Here is a 19619-nt window from a genome sequence, read left to right as displayed (position 1 = left end):
GGCCGATGAAAGCTCCGTGGCTCAGCGTTATCGGAATTGGCGAGGATGGTGTCGAGGGACTTTCGTCTCTGGCGCGCCAGATCATTGCTCAGGCCGAGAGCGTTATCGGTGGAGAGCGTCATCTGAAGCTGGCGGCCAGCCTGATCCGGGGGACGACTGAGATCTGGGGTACTCCATTCTCTGATGGGGTGCATCGCGTTCTCGCAATGCGGGGAAGGCCGGTTACCGTTCTCGCATCGGGAGACCCATTCTTTTTTGGCGTCGGAAGCACGCTTGCAAAGCATCTTGAGCCCGGAGAACTGTTCTGCGTGCCTGCGCCATCGTCGATTTCATGGGCCTGTGCTCGTCTTGGATGGGCACAACAGGACGTGCGCATCATCTCGCTATGTGGTCGGCCCATCGAGACGCTTGCACCGCAATTACAACCGGCCGCAAGACTGATTGTTCTTTCCGCAGACGGTTCGACGCCAGACACCGTCTGTCGTTTTCTTGCTGATCGCGGCTTTGGAAAATCCAAAGTGCACGTCATAGAGCATTTGGGCGGACCTGACGAACGTACACAGAGTTGCCTGGCCGAAGACGGTTTCTCTTCTGTCGCCGCTTTAAATCTAATGGGCATTGAAGTTGAGGCGCACGAAAACGCGCGGGTCATTCCTCTGGTGTCCGGGCTTGATGACGACCTGTTCGAGCATGACGGGCAGATTACGAAACGCGAAATCCGTGCCATCACGCTGTCTACACTCGCTCCGAAAGCTGGTGAGGTTTTATGGGATGTCGGCGCCGGTGCTGGGTCTATCGCTATTGAATGGATGCTGCGTCATCCGTCTAATCGCGCGATTGCCATTGAACAGAATTCGGATCGTGTCGCCCGTATTGGCCGCAACGCACTGACGCTCGGCGTTCCTGGTTTGCAGGTTGTCGAAGGGCGTGCGCCAGATGTCCTGCGGTCTCTGGAGCGACCGGACGTCGTTTTCATTGGCGGCGGCCTGACCAGCGAAGACATCTTCATACAGGTGAGGGAGGCGCTTCGTATTGGAGGGCGTCTCGTTGCCAATGCCGTGACCCTCGAAGGGGAGGCCATACTGGCGTCTCAACATGCGAAATATGGTGGCACCCTAACGCGCATTGGCATTGAACGGCTTGATACAGTTGGCCGTCTGCATGCGTTCCGACCAGCCATGCGTGTGACCCAGTACGCGACCACGGTATCAGGAGACGGAGCGTGATTGTCGCAGGAATTGGCTGTCGGCCGGATATCACTACAGACGCCCTATTGGCTCTCGTTCAGCGTGTCGCGGGACGTCACACACTGGACAGGCTGGCTGCACCGTCGTTTCGACAGGGAGAGGCGGCCATTCCCGACCTTGCAAAAGCTTTGAAGGTCGAGCTTATCTGGGTCGGTGCTCTGGACATGACCGAACGGCAGGTGGAATGTGAAACGCATTCCGCAATTGCCTTTGAAAAAACCGGCTTCAGTTCCGTTGCAGAGGCCTGTGCTCTTGCCGGTGCAGGACCTAAGAGCCGTCTTCTGGTCACGCGCCAAAGCGACAGAGACGTGACCTGCGCTCTCGCAACATCATCAGACATGACAGGAATAGAGAACGGATGACGGTTCATTTCATTGGTGCCGGTCCGGGCGCTGCTGACCTTCTGACCCTGCGTGGACGTGACCTTCTGGCGTCCTGCCCGGTCTGTCTGTATGCGGGCTCCATTGTACCTGAGGACATGCTGGAGCATTGTCCTCAGGATGCCCGCAAAGTGAACACTGCACCACTTTCCCTCGACCAGATCGAGCAGGAATACGTCCGCGCCCACGAAGCCGGGCAGGACGTTGCGCGTCTACATTCCGGTGATCTCTCCATTTACAGCGCAATCGCCGAACAGACGCGCCGTCTGGACAGGCTTGGTATCCCCTGGACCATGACACCGGGTGTTCCCGCCTTCGCTGCGGCAGCGTCTGTTCTTGGTAAAGAACTCACAGTCCCGGAAGTGGCGCAGACTGTCGTGCTCACACGTGTCAGCGGGCGGGCGTCGTCTATGCCTGCCCGCGAAACGCTGGCCGCTTACGCCGCGACAGGGGCGACGCTCGCCATTCATCTCGCGGTTCATGCGCTTGAGCGGATCGTGACGGAACTGCTGCCGTTTTATGGTGCAGATTGCCCTGTGGCCGTTGTCGCGCGGGCCAGCTGGCCGGACCAGATCACTGTACGGGCAACACTCGGCACACTGCTGGAAAAAGCTGCTGAAAACCCGGTTGAACGCACCGCGCTTGTGCTGGTCGGTTCGGCTCTGGGGGCCGAGGGGTTTCGCGAAAGTGCGCTGTACGATCCCGAGTATCAAAGACGCTTCAGAGGTGGATTACCCACTGGATGACTGCGCCCAACGCATTGACCATGCCGGTCAAACACCAGAACGTCCAGCACGACATCACTGCCTTCCAGCACGCTGAGCGCAAATTGCCGAGCAGCCTGAGCGATATGATCTCCAAGCGGAATCTCCGCATGGGATGCGAGCAGAAACGCCTCCGCGACGGTGGGCGCAGCCGCAATGGACGCGGCAAGCTCCATATCGGCACCGGCAGTAGTAGCAAGCGCCGCGAGGGCAGGCATATCGGCGCTTCCACGTTTGGAATGCAGATCCATTCGGCCCTGAGCCAGCTTGGTCATTTTCGCAATACCGCCCCCGATCGTCAGGCGCGGGACAGGATGGCGCCGGATATATTTGAGAACGCCGCCTGCGAAATCTCCCATTTCGATCAGAGCCGTCTCAGGCAACCCGTAAAGAGCCTGAACCGCACGTTCGGACACATTTCCGGTGGTCGCCGCCAAATGGGGAAGATTCAGGGCCCGTGCCACGTCAATGCCCCGGTGGATGCTGTCGATCCATGCGGAACAGGAGAAGGGCACGACAATTCCGGTCGTGCCCAGAATGGAAAGGCCCCCGAGAATACCCAGGCGGCTGTTCAGCGTCTTCTGGGCCAAAGCCACGCCGTTTTCGACGGATACCGTCACTTCTGCACAAACATCCGGGCCGGATACGTCTTCGAGGGCTCGGATAATCATCTGGCGGGGGACAGGATTGATGGCAGGTTCTCCGGGCGGCAAAGGCAGACCGGGGCGGGTGATCGTACCGACGCCAGCACCTGCTATAAACGTAACGCCTTGGCCCTCTGGCGGCTGTCGGACCGCAGCATGAATGAGAGCACCATGCGTGACGTCTGGGTCATCACCCGCGTCCTTGACGACCGCCGCCCATGCGCCATTTTCGTTGAATCCGTGACCGGCCAGAGCAAAGCTGACAGATTTGCCACCGGGCAGCGTAATAACGACCGGGTCGGGGAACTGACCCGTCTTCAAAGCCGTCCATGCCGCCTTGGCCGCCGCAGTCGCGCAGCTTCCGGTCGTCCAGCCATATCGGAGTGGGGGCGCGTGGGCAGTCATTGGGTGCAGAATACGATATTTCAACCTGAAAGCGAGCCACACTCTCTGAGCGGAGGCCAAAAATGACACGCGCTATCATGATTGCCGCCCCTCGCTCAGGTGGGGGGAAAACGACGACGACCCTTGGGCTACTGGCTGCACTGCGCGCAAGAAACGTTGCCGTGCAGGCCGCGAAAACCGGGCCGGACTATATTGACCCTGCGTTTCATGAGGTTGTGACGGGACGTCCCAGCCTCAATCTGGATAGCTGGGCTATGACGCCCGACCTGCTGGAAACCATACTGGCCCGGTCCGCGGAGGGTGCCGATCTACTCGTGGTTGAATCGGCCATGGGATTGTTCGACGGGCTACTCGGGCCGGAGAAATCGCGTGGAGCGCCATCGGATATCGCGGCACGTTTCGGTATTCCGGTTGTACTGGTTCTGGATGTTTCGGGGCAGGGGCAGTCTGCCGCAGCCATCGCGCATGGCTTCGCAACGCTTGACCCGGACGTCCATGTCGCGGGTGTTGTGCTGAATCAGGTCGCTTCTCCCCGGCATCTGTCCATGGCTCATGAGGCCGTACTGGCCGCAGGAATTCCGGTTCTCGGGGCCTTCATGCGTGATCCCTCTCTGGCGTTGCCAGAGCGCCATCTTGGTCTGGTCCAGGCGCGCGAACAGACGACATTAACAGAACTTCTAGAACGTCTTCGAACCCGAACGGAGGAGGCGCTTGATCTCGATGGGATTCTTCAGGCCGCGGCCCCATTGAACGCGCACGACAAGGGGGAGCTTGCCGTTTTGCCGCCGGGACAACGGATCGCTATTGCGGATGATGCGGCATTTTCGTTTCTCTATGGGCATGTTGCAAAAAGCTGGCGGCAAGCGGGGGCGGAGCTGGTCCCGTTTTCTCCGCTCGCCAATGAAGGGCCGGACGACAGTTGTGATGCCTGCTGGCTTCCCGGCGGATATCCGGAACTACATGCAGGCTCTTTGGCGACGGCGAATCAATTTCTCAGCCGTCTGGAGATTTTTTCCAGAACACGCCCCGTTCACGGAGAGTGTGGAGGTTTCATGGTTCTGGGGCAGACGCTTGAGGATGCCAATGGCACAACACATCGGATGGCCGGTCTGCTTGGCCACGAAACCAGCTTTGCAAAGCGGAAAATGAACCTCGGCTATCGGGAGGCGGCCCTTCAAACGGACTGTGCTCTGGGCATGAAAGGGACAGTTTTCCGCGGGCACGAATTCCACTATGCCCGCGTGACGAATGCTGGAACAGATAATCCGTTGGCAACGCTCCGGGACGGCAATGGCAACGATCTGGGACAGGCGGGCGGGTATCGCGGGCACGTGTCAGGCTCATTTTTTCACGTCATGGCATGCAGGGACAGGAACGCGGCATGAGCAATACGGATGAAAACGCCCGGCATCGGGAAAAAATGCAGAAACGCAAGGACGTGCAGGATCAGGAAGTCGCGTCCAAGACCGTGGAAAAAGGTGTTCTGGCTGTTCACACCGGGCCCGGAAAAGGCAAGTCCACAGCGGCTTTCGGCCTTGCGCTGAGAGCTTTGGGCCATGGCAAGCGGGTAGTTGTGGTGCAGTTCATCAAGGGGGCCTGGATCACGGGGGAGCGCGCTGCTTTGGAGCGGTTTGATGACCTTCTTGAGTGGCACACCATGGGCGAAGGATTCACATGGGAGACGCAGGATCGGTCACGGGATGTCGCGGCCTGTGAACGCGCCTGGGAGGTTGCGAAAGCTGCCCTCGCGCGGGACGATGTCGGTCTGGTGGTTCTCGACGAGCTGAATATTGCGCTGCGGTATGACTACCTGCCGCTGGAGCAGGTTCTGGCTGATCTCAAGAGCCGACCAGCCATGCAGCACGTCGTGATTACAGGCCGAAACGCTAAACCCGCCTTGGTGGAAGCGGCGGATCTTGTGACGGAAATGACATTGGTGAAGCATCATTTCAGCGCAGGTGTGAAAGCACAGGCCGGGTTCGAATTCTGATGGATACTGCACCGAAGACGCGGGCTCTGATGTTTCAGGGAACCGGTTCCAGCGTTGGAAAATCGGTGCTGGTTGCGGGCATTGCCCGCGCTTTGACGCGGCGCGGCCTCAAGGTAAGACCCTTCAAGCCCCAGAACATGTCCAATAACGCCGCCGTGACACGCGATGGAGGCGAAATCGGGCGGGCACAAGCTCTTCAGGCCCGGGCCTGCGGCGTCGCACCGACGGTTGACATGAACCCCGTTCTGCTGAAACCGCAGAGCGAAACCGGCTCACAACTGGTCGTCTGTGGAAAGGTGCGCGGAACCGTTCGCGCCCGCGAGTACCAGGACGTCAAGAAAGCCCTCATGCCTGAGGTTTTAGGCGCCTTTCGAAGGCTGGCGGCTGAGGCGGATATCGTTCTGATTGAAGGGGCGGGGTCAGCGTCGGAAGTTAACCTCCGGGCCAACGATATTGCCAATATGGGCTTTGCAGAAGCGGCGAATGTCAATGTCATTCTGGTTGGCGATATAGATCGTGGCGGCGTGATTGCCAGTCTGGTGGGGACTAACACTGTTCTGCCTGATGGAGATGCCGCTCGTATCAAGGGATTCATTGTCAACAAAATGAGGGGAGACGCCTCGCTGTTCTCAGCAGGCATGGCTGTTGTTGCTCAACAGACAGGGTGGGCTCCCCTTGGGCTTGTCACGCATCTGGCGCGTGTGGGAGACCTTCCCGCAGAAGATGCCTCAGATCTCATTGCCAGCATCAATGTCTCCGGTGGGCTCCGGATTGTCGTGCCGCATCTGCCGACAATTGCCAATTTTGATGATCTCGATCCTTTGAAATCTGATCCGGGCGTTTCTCTGGACATTATTCCTCCGGGTCAGCCTTTACCCGTCTGTGATCTCGTGATCCTCCCAGGATCTAAAGCGACCATCTCTGACCTGAAGGTTTTCAAGGAGCAGGGATGGGATATTGATCTCAAAGCCCATGTGCGGCGGGGAGGACGTGTTCTCGGGATCTGTGGTGGCTACCAGATGCTTGGCCGGACGATTGAAGATCGCGAGGGGATTGAAGGCCCCTCTGGAATAACAGAAGGACTGGGTCTGCTGGACGTTGAGACGGTTCTGACAAAAGATAAATGTCTCACTGAAGTGCGCGGGATGCTCTTACCCGAAAAGATCGCGATGTCTGGCTATGAAATTCATATCGGGCGTACAACAGGCCCCGATTGCGGTAGACCCTTTGCTGATCTTGACGGACAGCCTGATGGCGCTGTTTCTGCAAACGGGCAGGTCTGGGGAACCTATCTGCATGGCCTGCTTTCGGGCGGCAAGGCCCGTGCGGCACTTCTTACACGTCTCGGGATGCCGCTCAGTCCCTTGCAGGATCAGGACTTACGTGTTGAAGCTGCCCTCGATGAGTGGGCCGATCATCTGGAAAAATGTCTGGATCTGGAAGCGCTTCTGTCTCTAGCTCAGCCTGTTTGATACCCGTCAGAGCCAAAGCAGCGAAGTCAGGCTGATAAGAACGGCGCCCTGAACAACGCAAGCCCGACGATAAAGCCGGAGTGCTTTCGCAAGGTCGTCCGGTGTGGCCTCAGACCGGCCATCGCCCATCCAGTGATCCTCAACCCTCACGCCAGCATAAACGCGGGGACCTGCAAGTCTGAGCCCTAATGCACCTGCCATGGCGGCTTCGGGCCAGCCCGCATTGGGTGAGCGATGATGACGGGCATCTCGCCTGACAGCGCGAAAGGCGCGGGACGGGCTGGCACCGCGCATTGTCATCGCTCCGAGGATAATCCAAAGCGCAGACAGGCGTGAAGCAGGGAGGTTGACCAGATCATCCAGCTTTGCGGAGGCCCAACCGAATGCGGCATGACGGGATGTTAGGTGCCCGATCATGCTGTCAGCCGTATTGATGGATTTGTAGGCTGTAGCCCCGGGAAGGCCACCAAGAGCCGCCCAGAACAGGGGGGCGACAATCCCATCCGAGAAATTTTCAGCCAGACTCTCGATGGCGGCCCTGACCACCCCGGCTTCGCCCAGCTGCTCCGGGTCACGTCCCACGATCATGGAAACAGCGTGTCTGCCCCCCATCAGGCCATTGCTTTCAAAGCCATCGAGAACAGCGCGGACGTGTTCCCAAAGGGATCTCTGAGCAATCAGTGTGCTCGCAGCCAGCCCTTCCATAATATGGGTTTCCAGAGGTGTGAACATCCAGCTCAAAAGCTTGAGGCACAGTGAGACGATCAGGACCGGTGTGGCCGTCAGGACGCCAAGAGCAATAACGCCGTAGAGCTTTCGTCGCCCTGAAGTGTCCTTGGAATGGTTGAGCCCGCGGTCCAGTCGGGCGATAAGAGCGCCTACCCACGTCACGGGATGGCCGATCAGACGAAACAGCCAGGCCGGATAGCCAAAGACAACCTCGGCAACACAGGCGAGACAGGCAACGAAAAACGTGTGGGACAGGAAGGAGACGCTCATGGACCTGCATATTTCATCCGGATGTCGTGATCTAGCATGACGTTCACCATGCTGAAAAACATGCCGGCCCATGGAGGGCAGGTCCGTGAGGTAATGCAGCATTTTCCGGATGCTCCCCAGCCGTTCGTCGATCTTTCGACAGGGATCAGCCCATACGCATACCCTGTGGATTACGTGGAAATGGGAGATTGGACACGACTACCGGAAGCTGAGGAAGAAGAGGCGCTCCGCCAGGCCGCAGCCAAGACTTACGGTGTTCCGTCTCCGGACATGATTGTTGCGGGGCCGGGAACGCAGATGCTCATTGCGCTTCTGCCGCTAGTGCTAAAAGTCGAACACGTCACGATTTTTGGCCCGACATATTCCGGGCATGAGCAGTCCTGGCGCAATGCCGGGATAGACGTCTCGATCGTGACAGATTTCCAGACATTCGAAGATTCAGCCGATCAGAAAGACCATGTTTGTGTGGTCTGCAATCCTAACAACCCGGACGGGCGGCGTCTTTCTGTTGAACAGCTTCCGAAGCTTCTGGACAGGTGTGCACGATCAGGATCGTACCTGATCGTGGATGAGGCCTTTGCCGACTTTGAATCCGAAACGGCTATGTCGCTTCTTCCGGAACGTGGGCTGATCGTTCTACGGTCTTTTGGCAAAAGCTATGGATTGCCAGGGGTACGGTTAGGTTTTCTGGCTGCATCCAGTGGAGTGGCACGCCAGATGCGGACAATGATGGGAGATTGGGCTGTCAGTGCGCTTGCGCTTTCTGCGGGGCGTCAGGCGCTGGCGGACGCGACGTGGCTGGGCCAGATCAAAACACGCCTTGAAGCTGACAGTATAAGGCTCAATGACGCTCTGACGCAGGCTGGACTTGTCGTACACGGATATACGCGTCTGTTCACTCTGGTCAGGTCGGAACGGGCGTCCGACCTCTGGATATTTCTATGCAGAAAAGGGATCGTCACGCGAGCCTTTCCCGAACGGCCTACAGAACTGAGATTTGGTTTACCCCGGAGTCAGGAAGGCTGGACGCGACTTGAAAATGCCCTCTCTGAATGGGCACTTTGTTTCCGATGAAGCTTCTCTGTTTCGCGTTGCCAGCATATTTCTGCATGAAGCAGGGCGTCTTTCCGGGTCCAGAGCCGCATCGCAATTTCTCAGGGATGAATATTATCAGATGGCCAAAGGCTGATCGCGGGGTTGCTGGAAATATTGAAGATGCAGACCGGCTTGAAACGCTTATTGGAAAACAGGTTACGGTCGTGCCTGAGCTGGCTGCGTGCCAATACGGAGAATGGAGCGGTCGTTCCCTGAAGGCGGTTCCTACAGAAGATCTGTCTCTTTGGCTTCGTGATCCGGAATTTGTCCCGCCGGGCGGAGAAAGCCGCTCTATGGTGATTGATCGTGTTGCCCACTGGTTTAGAAATTCTGGCATCGAAAATGAGACCGTCATTCTGATTGTCGACGCCGATATCGTTCGAATTCTTGTTCTGATTTGCCTCGGGCTTGATGTGACATTGGCAGATCGCTTGGATATCCTGCCGTCGAGCTGGAGCATCCTGTCTTATGTCCGGAGCTGGCGGCTTCAGGCATTATCCCTGCCGCCAGATAAAGTATTTTTCTGAAATTATTTCCGGCTCAGAAAACGATCATTGATCCATGCCGCAGCTCCCACGGCAACAAGAATTGGACCAAGAATAAAAAGCGCGGCCACAATTCCTATCAAAATAATAACACCAAACGACATATTGCTTTTCTCCATTTTAAAACGGGAAACTTTTACGCTTTGAAGCACGTTTGCCACGTTTCCTGCGCATATCTGACAGATTTGTGCTTCATGATAGCCTCTGAAAAGGGGAACACCATGCGCTATTTCCTATTGCTTCTTCTTGGAGCAGCCGTCACGCGTTTTTGGCTCCGTCAGATTTCGATCCAGACAGTATCTGGCATTCGCCTCTCGCGGACCGCACTTGGAGAGATGTAAGCAAGTCAGCTTTTTTCGAGACGTCTACCAGACGCATTGGTAGCATCACGATCAATTGTAATGTCACGAAGTATGTCTATGTAGCCTTGAAAATGTCCTTCTCCATCTTTGGTGCGTTATGCCTCTGGTCAACGCGGTCTCCTGCGGTGATTACCTTCAGGTCAAAGCCATGGGAGTTCCGGTCTAATGGCTACAACATCATCCCGCCCGTTACGGGCTACAGAAACTGCCTTGAAAACGCTGGCTCTGGATCTTCACTGGACGTGGAATCATGAAGCCGATCTTCTGTGGCAAAGCATTAATCCTGACCTTTGGGAGAAAACCCGTAATCCGTGGATTACATTGACCCGAACGGCCAGATCCGACCTTGCCAAGGCCTTGGCTGATCCGGACACAAAGGCCTTGATAAAGGCCGGCATGGGGCGACGAAAGTATGAACTTGAACGCTCCACCTGGTTTGGTGAGAAGTATCCGGAAAGCAGCCTGTCCGAAGTTGCTTATTTCAGTATGGAGTTCATGCTGAGCGAAGCGCTTCCCATCTATTCGGGCGGGTTGGGGAATGTGGCCGCAGATCAACTGAAGGCGGCCAGTGACTTGGGTGTACCGGTTGTCGCGGTAGGACTTTTGTATGCCCAGGGCTATTTCCGGCAGGAAATTACGCCAGAGGGCGCACAGAAAGCCCTCTATCCCTTCAATGATCCGGCTCATCTTCCCATTCAGCCGGTTCTGACCCCGGAAGGTGACTGGTTTCGGCTGTCGGTCCAGACAGCGACCGGTGAAATCTGGCTCAGAGCATGGAAAGCGGTCATAGGGCGCGCAACCCTGTATCTTCTGGATACGAACGATCCTTCCAATCCACCTGCCATCCGCTGCATTACCACCCAGCTTTATGGTGGAGACGCGGAGCTACGGCTGCGGCAGGAAATGGTGTTGGGTATTGCCGGCTGGAGGCTCTTGTACGCTCTCGGGCATCGGCCGGAAATCTGCCATCTCAATGAAGGACACGCAGCCTTTGCTGCGCTGGAAAGAGCAAGATGTCTCGCGGAAGAGTTAGGCATCCCGTTCTCACAGGCGCAGGTCATCGCCAGAGCGGGAACTCTTTTCACAACGCACACGGCTGTCCCCGCCGGATTTGACCTTTTTCCACCCAAACTGATCGAAAGCCATTTGACGTTCTACTCCGAAGAACGCCTGGGCCTTCCCATTCAGGAGTTTCTGGCACTTGGAAGGCTCGATCCGTCGAACAGGGATGAGTTTTTCAACATGGCCTATCTCGCCGTGAGAAGCAGTTGTGCCGTGAATGGAGTCAGTCAGTTGCACGGAGAGGTCAGCCGGTCCCTGTTTGCTCCTTTGTTTCCACGGTGGCCCAAAGCGGAAGTTCCGGTGTCCTTTGTAACAAACGGCGTTCATACGCCGACGTGGGATTGCGTTGCGGCTGATGAACTCTGGACAAAGGCCGGAGGAAAGGGGCGCTGGGAGGGAACACTTGAAGGTCTGGGAGATGCTATTCGGCAGTTGGATGATGATGCGTTGTGGCAAATGCGATGTGCGTCGCGTTGTGGGTTGATACAGGCGCTGTCAGAGGAACTCAGGTCACGGCAATGTACGGTCGGAGAGAACGGGTTGTGGTGCCTGCCAAGTCCCGCCCTCCGGCCGGATGCCCTGACGATCGGTTTTGCGCGGCGATTTGCGACTTACAAGCGCCCGGATCTCCTTCTGCATGATGAAGAACGCCTTGTCCGTCTCCTGAAAGACACCAATCGTCCGGTGCAGATCATTCTTGCTGGTAAGGCCCATCCGAAAGACATGGAGGGGCAGGCTATGATTACGCGATGGATCAATTTCTGCCAGCGTCAGGACATCGCTGGGAAAGTCGTTTTCCTTGCAGATTACGACATGGCTCTTGCCCAAAAAATGGTGCAGGGCGTTGATCTCTGGCTGAATACCCCGCGTCGCCCATGGGAAGCCAGTGGCACGAGCGGGATGAAGGTTCTGGTCAATGGGGGCCTTAATTTGTCTGAAAGGGATGGATGGTGGGCCGAGGCGTATACGCCAGAGGTTGGATGGGCACTGGGAGACGGTCTGGAGCATGGAGGCGACCCGGCTTTTGATCACAGTGATGCGCAGGAACTGTATCGTCTGCTGGAAGAGCATGTTTTGCCAGAATTCTTCGACCGGAATGACAACGGTATTCCGCATGCGTGGGTGGCAAAAATCCGTGAGAGCATGGCACGCCTTACACCCCAGTTTTCTGCCAACCGCACTGTACGCGAGTATACCGAGACGTTTTATCTACCATTGTCACAACGCTACAGGGACCGTTGTGCGGGCATGGGGAACGTTCCCATCGACATTCTTGATCAGGTCAAGAAACTGAGGGAAGGGTGGAAAAGTCTGCAGATTGGAGAAGTCGTCATTCCCGAGGCTGGACGCGGAAAAGTTGCTCACGCGTTCATACATCCGGGATCGCTCGACCCGACCTGGCTCGATGTTCAGTTTTACGCCGAACCCCTGGAGGGCAGCGCGCGTGTCGTATCTCTTCGCCGTACTGAAAATCTTCAGGAAGGCTGGATCGCCTACGAAACGGACGCTGATCTGAAGGGGGAGGCCTCTGACTATACGCTTCGTATCATTCCCGCGATGGGCACTCTGTACGTACCTCTGGAAGCACCTTTTATTCTCTGGCAACGCTAGAAACACGGGTTCATGATTGGTCGAAAGTCATCCAGGGCGGGAGAAAAGAATGATTCGAAATGTTATGCCGGCACGCCTGACATTCCGCTTTCTGCCAGAGGCATGGCCAGCCATCCGCTATCATGTGGCAATCGCGCCCTGTTTAAAAAGTGTCAGGCCGCGACACCGGGTCTGGACTTTTTACGATACTCCCGCGGCCGATCTGTCTCTCCATGGCTGGGCTTTATGCACCGGGCGTAACGGCCGCCAGTCAGTTCAGAAACTGTTACCCGCTTTTTGGGGGGGATTACCGGACACCAAACCCTCTGAATACTGGATCTGGTTTCGAAAGGGCCTGCGGCCTGATCCGGTTTTGCTGAAACAGACACCCTTGGCCGACATGAACCTCGGGGCAAATGTTTTTCCGATCTATCACTCTGATTTCTGGGAGCTGAGAGGACAGCAGAGCACCGGCAAGAGTGCCATACAGCTCACACTTTCGCGAGGATCCGTACTCGCGGGAAAGCACTCTGAAACAGTCTGCATGTTGGACCTCGTACTGGCGGACGGTCAGGTTTCTGGTCTGTATGAAATGGCAGAAAGGCTTGCAGATCTTCCGATCTGGCTGATTGGCGAGAGCATTTCCATGCAGGGTGCCCGACTGGCCAATGCGAAATTACCCTCTTTAACAACGTCCAAACCTAATCTGCCTAAAGCAGATATTACGGTGGGGACCGCGTGGGCGCTATCGGTGACTTCCGCACTGAATGCATTGTTGCGCCATCAGGCGATGGCCGCGCACGGAAGTATCGAGGGGGTGCATCAAATGCGTGTGGCGATCCGGCGCATTCGGACTGTCCTGAAATTCTTCCGCCCCATTCTGCCAAAAAATGCATTCGCGCACGAAGGCATAACGCTTCAAAAACTGGGACAAAGCCTTGGAAACGTCAGGGACTGGGATGTTTTCCTCGCAGAAATGCTTCCTGACTTTCTTGAACCGCCAGCTTCTGAGACCTTCAGGATATTTGCTGAAAATAGCCGCCATGAAGCGCGAAAAGAGATGTGCCAGCGCATGACAGATCCGTCTGTCACAGCGGCAATTCTGTCTCTTGGGGCCAGTATAGAAAAGGTAGACGACCTCTTTGGAAAAGATGTGTCTTCCTCGTTGCTTGAAGAGCACGCCCCGGACTTGCTGGATCGGATGGCCCGAAAGGTTCAGCATCGAGGTGAGCATATTACCCGGCTTTCGGACCGGCATCTTCACGGTGTCCGCAAGGCGTTAAAAGGACTGCGATACAGCGTTGACGGTGTCGCAGGACTTTATCCAGGGAAACGGCTGGAAGCCTATATAGAGCATTGTAAGGATCTACAGGAGATCTTCGGCCAGTTTAATGATTCTGCGACTGCAGAAAGGCTTGTCGAGCAAGCTGTGAAGAAAGCTCCCGAGCTTGCAGAAACGGGTCGTACAATCGTGAAGACCGCGCACCATTCAAAAAAGAAAATCCTGACCAAGCTTCCCAAAAAGTGGAAAGCTTTCTCGAAAACTGTACCATTCTGGAGCTAGCGAGCTTATTTCCTTCTGTGTGAAGGAAACCCTTAACCCTATGCTGGTTTCTGATTCCAAGCGGTCGCAGCACATCCTTTGTGCTTTAGGACTGCGTGGAGAAAGATCATGGAAAAACGCTGGGTTATTCTGACGATCGTTATCGTCCTTGCCGCGCTCATCATGTTGTTACTGTGGTCCAGACAAACCGATCCCGGCACCACAGGCCCAGATACGCATACGGAGAAAACTGCCCCACAGGCACTGAACATGGTGGCTCCCTATCCACTGAGCCACGCTGTTATCCAGTCTCCCTGCGAAGCAGCCTGAAAGTCACATCAGAAGTTGGATCTGAGCGTGAACATGAAGTTTCTGGGCTCTCCGTAGTAGTTGTAATAATAGAGATTTCCGAGGCGCTGGTAATAACGCTTGTTAGCGATATTATTCAGTGTCGCGGAGAGAGACAGGTACTTGTTCCACTGGTAGCTGACCTGGACGGAACCAATAATGTAGCCACCCTGCGTAACGGTACGGTTCGTCCCGAAGGTGCTGGTCTGGGCGTTCAGACCGCCTCCAATGCTCCAGATATTCTTCTGTGCGCCGTGGTAGGGCTCGAAGCGATAATGCGTCCAGAGCTTCCACAGGTGCTTGGGCGAGTTGCCAGCATAAGTCAGGCCAGCCTGGGTCGCGCTGCCGTTATTGACGATCCTGTTGTCGTTGTAAGTATAGCTGGCGTTAATATCCCAGCCTTCCAGCGGACGACCGATCAGTTCAGCCTCAGCGCCCTGACTGCGGGTTTTGCCAGTAGCGACGTAGCAGTCATCCACGCCTCCGGGGCCACAGATGGCACCGATGGTGCTGTTATAGAGCGCTTCGTTCTTCTGGATGATCTTGTAGCCTGACAGCGTCATGCCAAGATGGCCTTTGAAGAACTCGCCCTTGATGCCACCCTCAAGCTGGTTGCCACGGACAGGGGCAAGCCGACCGGTTGTGTCGAAAGCTGACTGCGGCGAGAAAGTCGAAACGTAGCTGACGTAGGCCGTTACGTTTGGCCGCAGATGCAGGACCCCGCCGATATAGGGCGTCAGAATGCCTTGCTGGTCGATGTCGGTACTGGTTGCGCCAACGGTCGGTGAAATACGTCGTGTCTTGCTGACATAACCGCTGACACGGCCACCAATCAGAATAGCGAAAGGCGAAATCGGCTTGATCTGCGCCTGCCCATAGACACCCCATTGCGTGGAAGGCTCCCAATAGCGGGTGCTGATGGCAGGCAAGGCGAGGGACGGAACGGACCCGGACGCTGTCAGCGGTATTCCACCCAAAGCGGCGTAGGTACGGGAGTTCGCGCTGGCTCCGCCGCCTTCATAGACGTAACGGTCATAATTGGCGCCCATCATCAGAACATGCCGCTGCCCGAACAGGTGAAGCGGGCCGGTGACGTATGCGTCCAGACCATCATTGGTTTCGTCATATCGGGTATTGGCCGCTACGAAATTCCCGGTTTTGGCTGTGGCATTATAGGCGTTGAGATACGCATATTGCAGCGTCGTATCTGCCGTCCGGTGACGGTAGTTAATGCGTCCGCGCCATCCGTGTGAGAACAGATGCTCCAACTGGGCTTCAACTTCAGTCATGGGCACTTCGGACTTGCCCCAGTTGGCCCCCACGAACGTGCTGGTTGGCAGGTTCAGATCCGCACCATTGCTTGCGCGGGGAAGGCCCATGTAGCGCGTCGTGTCGTTGGTCTGGGATGTGACGGAGACAGTTAGCGTGTCGCGTCGGCTCAGGTGGACGTCTGTCACGCCATAGATTGTCCAGCGACGATCATAGGCGTTGTTATAGAACTGATTGCGATCTGTTCCTGCAAAAACAAGACGAGCGGAGATAATCTTTGAATGCGCGATAGGGCCGCCGACATCAAGTGTGGCGTGGTAGTTGTTCCAGGACCCTGCTGAGAAAGAGGCATTGCCCTGAAAGTCGTCAGTCGGTCGCTTATGCACGAAGTTAACGCTACCGCCTGGTGTGCTGGAGCCCTGAAGCATTCCATCGGGGCCGCGCAGCACCTCAATCCGGTCGTAGATCGCCAGATCGTACTGCTGGCTCAACGACAGGCCGCCAGTTGAGGGGACCCCGTCATACTGTGCCTGAAGGGTGAAGCCACGGGCCGTGTAGCCGCCGGTGCCGTCTCCGTACAGGTTGACGTTAACGCCTGCGACCTGCTTGAGCGCCGCATCGACCGTGTTGAGGTTCTGATCCTTCATCTGCTGGCTGCTCAGCACCGAGATGGACTGCGGAACATCCATGGGCTTGAGAAGCATCTTGGTCGTCGAGACAGCCGATACAGTGTAAGTGCCAGTCCCGTCCGTCGAGGCATTCCGGTGGTGCCCTTCAACAAGAAGCTGTTCGATGCTGCTGGGGGTCTGATTGTCATCCTGATGCCTGGGATGTGGGTGGGCGTGCCGATCCGGAGGAACAGAGGATGTTTTGGAAGAGGGTGCAAGGAGCGCCTTTTTGCGTCCTTCTTCAGACGCCGTCGTATCGTCAGACGTAGCGGCAAATGCGCCTGTCCATGACCCGGACAGCAGTATAGCCGTGAACACCGCAGGATAGAGCTTCTTCCGGGGTGACGAACCCGACAACACAGATTTCATGGAATGGTCTGACTACCTCCAGCGAGAATGACAGTTCGCGGAAAAGTTATATATGTTTCCGGAACTTTTTGTGAGATTGATACGCACTTGCAGAAACCGCAATATCAAAACTAAATGTTTTTTCAATATCAAAACGCAACGACAAGATTTTTCACGCATTTCCTATGAAGTCAGAAACCGCAGAAAACCTTTGTTATATATACCCCATGGGGGAATCGTTGGTGACCAACTGCTATTAGCGCACCTGAAACCGTTTGGTAACCGTAATGTTGCTTTACGAAACCAAGAAAAATTATTGATATGTTATAACATACGTGTTTGACTGTTTGAGAGTTTTGGTTATGTCCTTTGCTCACGGATGGTTCCTCGAAAGAGGATGAAAAGGGAACGCAGTGAAATGCTGTGGCTGCCCCCGCAACTGTAAGTGGTGAGACGTGTCACACGGAGGCTTTTACGCCCGACCACTGAAGCGCTTGCTTTGGGAAGGTTTGTGACCCGTCATTGATCCGCGAGCCAGGAGACCTGCCATCGAAAATGGTTACAGACGAGGCGGAAGGGCGGGGTGCACCGGACGCAGTGAGGGTCTTTTTGCTCTCACTCATCGTAGTGACGCATTGTTGAGTGAAGTTTGCGTTATCCATGAGGAAAAAGAGTTTTGTCGGTGTTCTGCCTGTTGCGGCGCTCACCGTATTTCAACCGGCATTTGCCCAGACTGACGACGTCCGCAAGGCTGGCACCAGAGCCAAAGAAGAGCACATCACCGCGCATGGCCGGGTGCAGTCTCTTAAGGACACAGCAGCGATCGGCGGCCGACTTGGGCTCACAGTCCAGCATAATCCCGCGACCATCAACGTGATCCAGCGGAGTGTCATGGAGCAGCGGGGCTATGTTCATGCTGAAGACGCTGCCGATAGTGCCCCGGGTGTGTCATCCGGCGGCTCTCCCGGCAGCCCCGCTCAAATGATGATGCGTGGATTTAGTGGCAATCAGGTTCTGATCCTGCGGGACGGGATCTATTACGGCCCGACGACAATGGTGAACCGGCCGCTCAACAGCTTCAATCTGGAAAGCGTTCAGGTTCTCAAGGGCCCGTCGTCGGTTCTTTATGGACAGGGCGCCGTAGGTGGAACCGTGGATATGCGAACACGCGATCCTGCGTTCGATGGCCCACATGCCAACGCGCTCGTGTCCTATGGCAGCTTCAATACCTGGAACGCAGGTGTTGGCGGCTCTATCCCCATCACCGATACTCTGGCGATCCGCAGTGATTTCAGCCGAACATCTTCAGATGGATATGTGTCGGGGGCGGACCCGCACAGTAACGATTTTACAACAACGCTGCTTTGGCACCCGTCAAGCAAATTCACCGCCCGCCTTGGCGTGGACTATCTGACAGATCGGCTTTCAACCTATTACGGAACGCCTCTTGTCCCACTCTCTCAGGTGCATGATGGGGTCGGCGGCCTCCTGTCTTCCTCCAAAGGGCTTGGGGTTAGCCGGTCTTCACTATGGCGATATTATAATACCAAGGACGCCAAAGCAGGCTCAGTCAACGTAACACCCACCCTACATTTAACGTGGCAACCCACTGTAAATACGGCTTTTCATAACAAGACCTACGTCGTGTATGCCAATCGTAGCTGGAACAACGCTGAGTCCTACAGCTACATCAGCACTCCGGGTCAGACAGATGCTTCTGGAAATGCGATCGCTCCGGGGCGCGTAGGTCGTGACAGGTTCTATGTTTACATGAACCAGCATCAGGTTGGAGACACCGTGGACGGACAGTTCGATTTCCGTCTGTTCGGAATGAAGAACCGTCTGGTTGTGGGTGGAGATGCCTATTACGTGCGGTTGATCCGAAACCGCGGGTTTCCCAGCGCCGATTATGCGGACAGCGTCTCGCTGGCCGATCCGGAGCAGACATCTACGGGAAGCTTTGCTGGCGAGTATCCCTATACGAAGTCACCCACGACAATGCTGGATGCCGGCATTTTCATGGAAGACGTCCTGACAATCCGCGACAACCTCCGCCTTGTAGGCGGCTTCCGGTATGACTGGCTGAAGCTGGACCGGCAGAACTACAATCAGAATGGTACCTTCAACGCAGGGACAAGCTTCAAAGGAACCTATCATCCCGCCAATTTCCGGATTGGCCCGGTTTATGATCTGACGGACAACATTAGCCTCTACGGCGTTTACACGACTGCTGAAGATCCGCCAGGTTCCAACATTTTCCTTGTTAACAAAGGTCAGTTCAGCCAGTTGAGCCGCTCTCGACAGGGTGAGATCGGGGCCAAAGGGTCATTCTGGAAAGGGCATCTCACATCGACGTTGTCTCTTTACGATATCCGACGAACGCGGGTTCTGGTGGCAACCGGGGTTGATACCGTTGCCACGGCGGGGGTGCAGAAGTCGCGCGGTGTGGAATGGCAGGGTGATCTGACGCTCGGTAAGCACTGGAGCCTTTCCGGGAACGTCGCATATACATGGTCCCGGTATGGGTCTTTCTATCCGTCGGCGACGGTTAATGCCTCAGGTAACGAAGTGCCGAACGTCCCGGCGGTGACAGCCAATCTCTGGGGCGTCTGGTCCCGCGTGGCTGATCTACCTGTCGATCTGGGTGCCGGGATGCGCTATGTCTCCGCACGCAAAGGAGACTATGCTAACACATTGAGTTTGAAAGATTATTCTCTGGTCAATCTTTTCGCCGCCTGGCATGCCTATCGGGGCATTACGGTGTATGGTCGGATTGATAATGTGGGGAACAAGCATTTCATCCAGTGGGCTGATACCAGCTACCCGAGCGAAGTGATGCTGGGCGCACCACGGTCTTTCTCAATCAGTCTTCAGGCCGGTTTCTGACA

16 protein-coding genes and 1 riboswitch are annotated in these 19619 nt (G+C 56.0%); of the genes, 12 read left to right on the top strand and 4 right to left on the bottom strand.

Going from position 1 to position 19619, the window contains the following annotated elements; genetic code table 11:
* The first annotated feature begins 5 nt into the window (after window positions 1-5).
* Genes cbiE through cobM form a run of 3 tightly spaced genes read left to right on the top strand, consistent with a single transcriptional unit; the run spans window position 6 to window position 2373 of the window.
* A complete protein-coding gene (cbiE, locus tag GFR01_RS09830) occupies window positions 6-1226 on the top strand; it encodes a precorrin-6y C5,15-methyltransferase (decarboxylating) subunit CbiE (RefSeq protein WP_099182306.1) in 1221 nt (406 codons plus the stop codon).
* Window positions 1223-1609, top strand: a complete 387-nt coding sequence (locus tag GFR01_RS09825) for a cobalamin biosynthesis protein (RefSeq protein WP_082872654.1) — start codon at window positions 1223-1225, stop codon at window positions 1607-1609. Before cbiE ends, GFR01_RS09825 begins: the two co-directional genes overlap by 4 nt.
* Window positions 1606-2373, top strand: a complete 768-nt coding sequence (gene cobM / locus GFR01_RS09820; RefSeq protein ID WP_099182305.1) for a precorrin-4 C(11)-methyltransferase — start codon at window positions 1606-1608, stop codon at window positions 2371-2373. Before GFR01_RS09825 ends, cobM begins: the two co-directional genes overlap by 4 nt.
* On the opposite strand, the gene GFR01_RS09815 is transcribed toward cobM, so the two are convergent.
* The gene (locus tag GFR01_RS09815) at window positions 2337-3509 is read right to left on the bottom strand and encodes a cobalt-precorrin-5B (C(1))-methyltransferase (RefSeq protein WP_099182484.1); all 1173 of its coding nucleotides are present in this window, start codon (window positions 3507-3509) and stop codon (window positions 2337-2339) included. The genes cobM and GFR01_RS09815 overlap by 37 nt on opposite strands.
* Between GFR01_RS09815 and GFR01_RS09810 the strand changes: the two genes are divergently transcribed.
* From GFR01_RS09810 to GFR01_RS09800, 3 genes are read left to right on the top strand one after another with little or no spacing between them, the layout of a single operon-like run.
* Complete coding sequence (locus GFR01_RS09810) at window positions 3503-4825, top strand: cobyrinate a,c-diamide synthase (protein ID WP_099182304.1); 1323 nt, start codon at window positions 3503-3505, stop codon at window positions 4823-4825. The two genes, GFR01_RS09815 and GFR01_RS09810, sit on opposite strands and share 7 nt — an antisense overlap.
* On the top strand, window positions 4822-5430 hold the full coding sequence (gene cobO, locus GFR01_RS09805) for a cob(I)yrinic acid a,c-diamide adenosyltransferase (protein ID WP_099182303.1): 609 nt from the start codon (window positions 4822-4824) through the stop codon (window positions 5428-5430). Before GFR01_RS09810 ends, cobO begins: the two co-directional genes overlap by 4 nt.
* Window positions 5431-5459: 29 nt before the next feature.
* Window positions 5460-6902 (top strand): cobyric acid synthase, encoded by a 1443-nt coding sequence (locus GFR01_RS09800; RefSeq protein ID WP_099182483.1) that lies wholly within the window; start codon window positions 5460-5462, stop codon window positions 6900-6902.
* 6 nt (window positions 6903-6908) lie between these two features.
* Here GFR01_RS09800 and cbiB read toward each other — a convergent pair whose 3' ends face one another.
* Entirely contained in the window at window positions 6909-7901 is a 993-nt protein-coding gene (cbiB, locus tag GFR01_RS09795; RefSeq protein WP_099182302.1) for an adenosylcobinamide-phosphate synthase CbiB, read from the bottom strand.
* A gap of 36 nt (window positions 7902-7937) precedes the next feature.
* Here cbiB and cobD point away from each other — a divergent pair, with 36 nt between their 5' ends.
* Window positions 7938-8975 carry a threonine-phosphate decarboxylase CobD gene (gene cobD / locus GFR01_RS09790; RefSeq protein ID WP_099182301.1) on the top strand — a complete coding sequence of 346 codons (1038 nt, stop codon included), beginning with the start codon at window positions 7938-7940 and terminating at the stop codon, window positions 8973-8975.
* Between the two features lie 86 nt (window positions 8976-9061).
* Window positions 9062-9523: a histidine phosphatase family protein gene (locus GFR01_RS09785; RefSeq protein WP_167384235.1), complete on the top strand. Its 462-nt coding sequence runs from the start codon at window positions 9062-9064 to the stop codon at window positions 9521-9523.
* A gap of 2 nt (window positions 9524-9525) precedes the next feature.
* On the opposite strand, the gene GFR01_RS15730 is transcribed toward GFR01_RS09785, so the two are convergent.
* Window positions 9526-9702, bottom strand: a complete 177-nt coding sequence (locus tag GFR01_RS15730) for a hypothetical protein (RefSeq protein ID WP_167384231.1) — start codon at window positions 9700-9702, stop codon at window positions 9526-9528.
* A 366-nt stretch (window positions 9703-10068) separates the two neighbouring features.
* Between GFR01_RS15730 and glgP the strand changes: the two genes are divergently transcribed.
* From glgP to GFR01_RS09770, 3 genes are all read left to right on the top strand, one after another.
* A complete protein-coding gene (gene glgP, locus GFR01_RS09780; RefSeq protein ID WP_099182299.1) occupies window positions 10069-12576 on the top strand; it encodes an alpha-glucan family phosphorylase in 2508 nt (835 codons plus the stop codon).
* Window positions 12577-12625: 49 nt separating this feature from the next.
* Window positions 12626-14119 (top strand): CYTH and CHAD domain-containing protein, encoded by a 1494-nt coding sequence (locus GFR01_RS09775; protein ID WP_244902237.1) that lies wholly within the window; start codon window positions 12626-12628, stop codon window positions 14117-14119.
* Between the two features lie 108 nt (window positions 14120-14227).
* Window positions 14228-14428, top strand: coding sequence for a hypothetical protein (locus GFR01_RS09770; protein ID WP_099182298.1), 201 nt, complete (start codon window positions 14228-14230; stop codon window positions 14426-14428).
* A gap of 8 nt (window positions 14429-14436) precedes the next feature.
* On the opposite strand, the gene GFR01_RS09765 is transcribed toward GFR01_RS09770, so the two are convergent.
* The gene (locus tag GFR01_RS09765; protein WP_099182297.1) at window positions 14437-16752 is read right to left on the bottom strand and encodes a TonB-dependent siderophore receptor; all 2316 of its coding nucleotides are present in this window, start codon (window positions 16750-16752) and stop codon (window positions 14437-14439) included.
* A 342-nt stretch (window positions 16753-17094) separates the two neighbouring features.
* Window positions 17095-17296: riboswitch (cobalamin riboswitch) on the top strand.
* A gap of 95 nt (window positions 17297-17391) precedes the next feature.
* On the opposite strand from GFR01_RS09765, the gene GFR01_RS09760 reads away from it, so the two are divergent.
* Window positions 17392-19617, top strand: coding sequence for a TonB-dependent receptor (locus tag GFR01_RS09760; RefSeq protein ID WP_099182296.1), 2226 nt, complete (start codon window positions 17392-17394; stop codon window positions 19615-19617).
* Window positions 19618-19619 lie beyond the last annotated feature (2 nt).

This window comes from Gluconobacter frateurii (assembly GCF_002723955.1).
In the GTDB taxonomy this organism is placed as follows: domain Bacteria; phylum Pseudomonadota; class Alphaproteobacteria; order Acetobacterales; family Acetobacteraceae; genus Gluconobacter; species Gluconobacter frateurii.
This window is presented reverse-complemented; position numbering and strand designations above follow the sequence as displayed.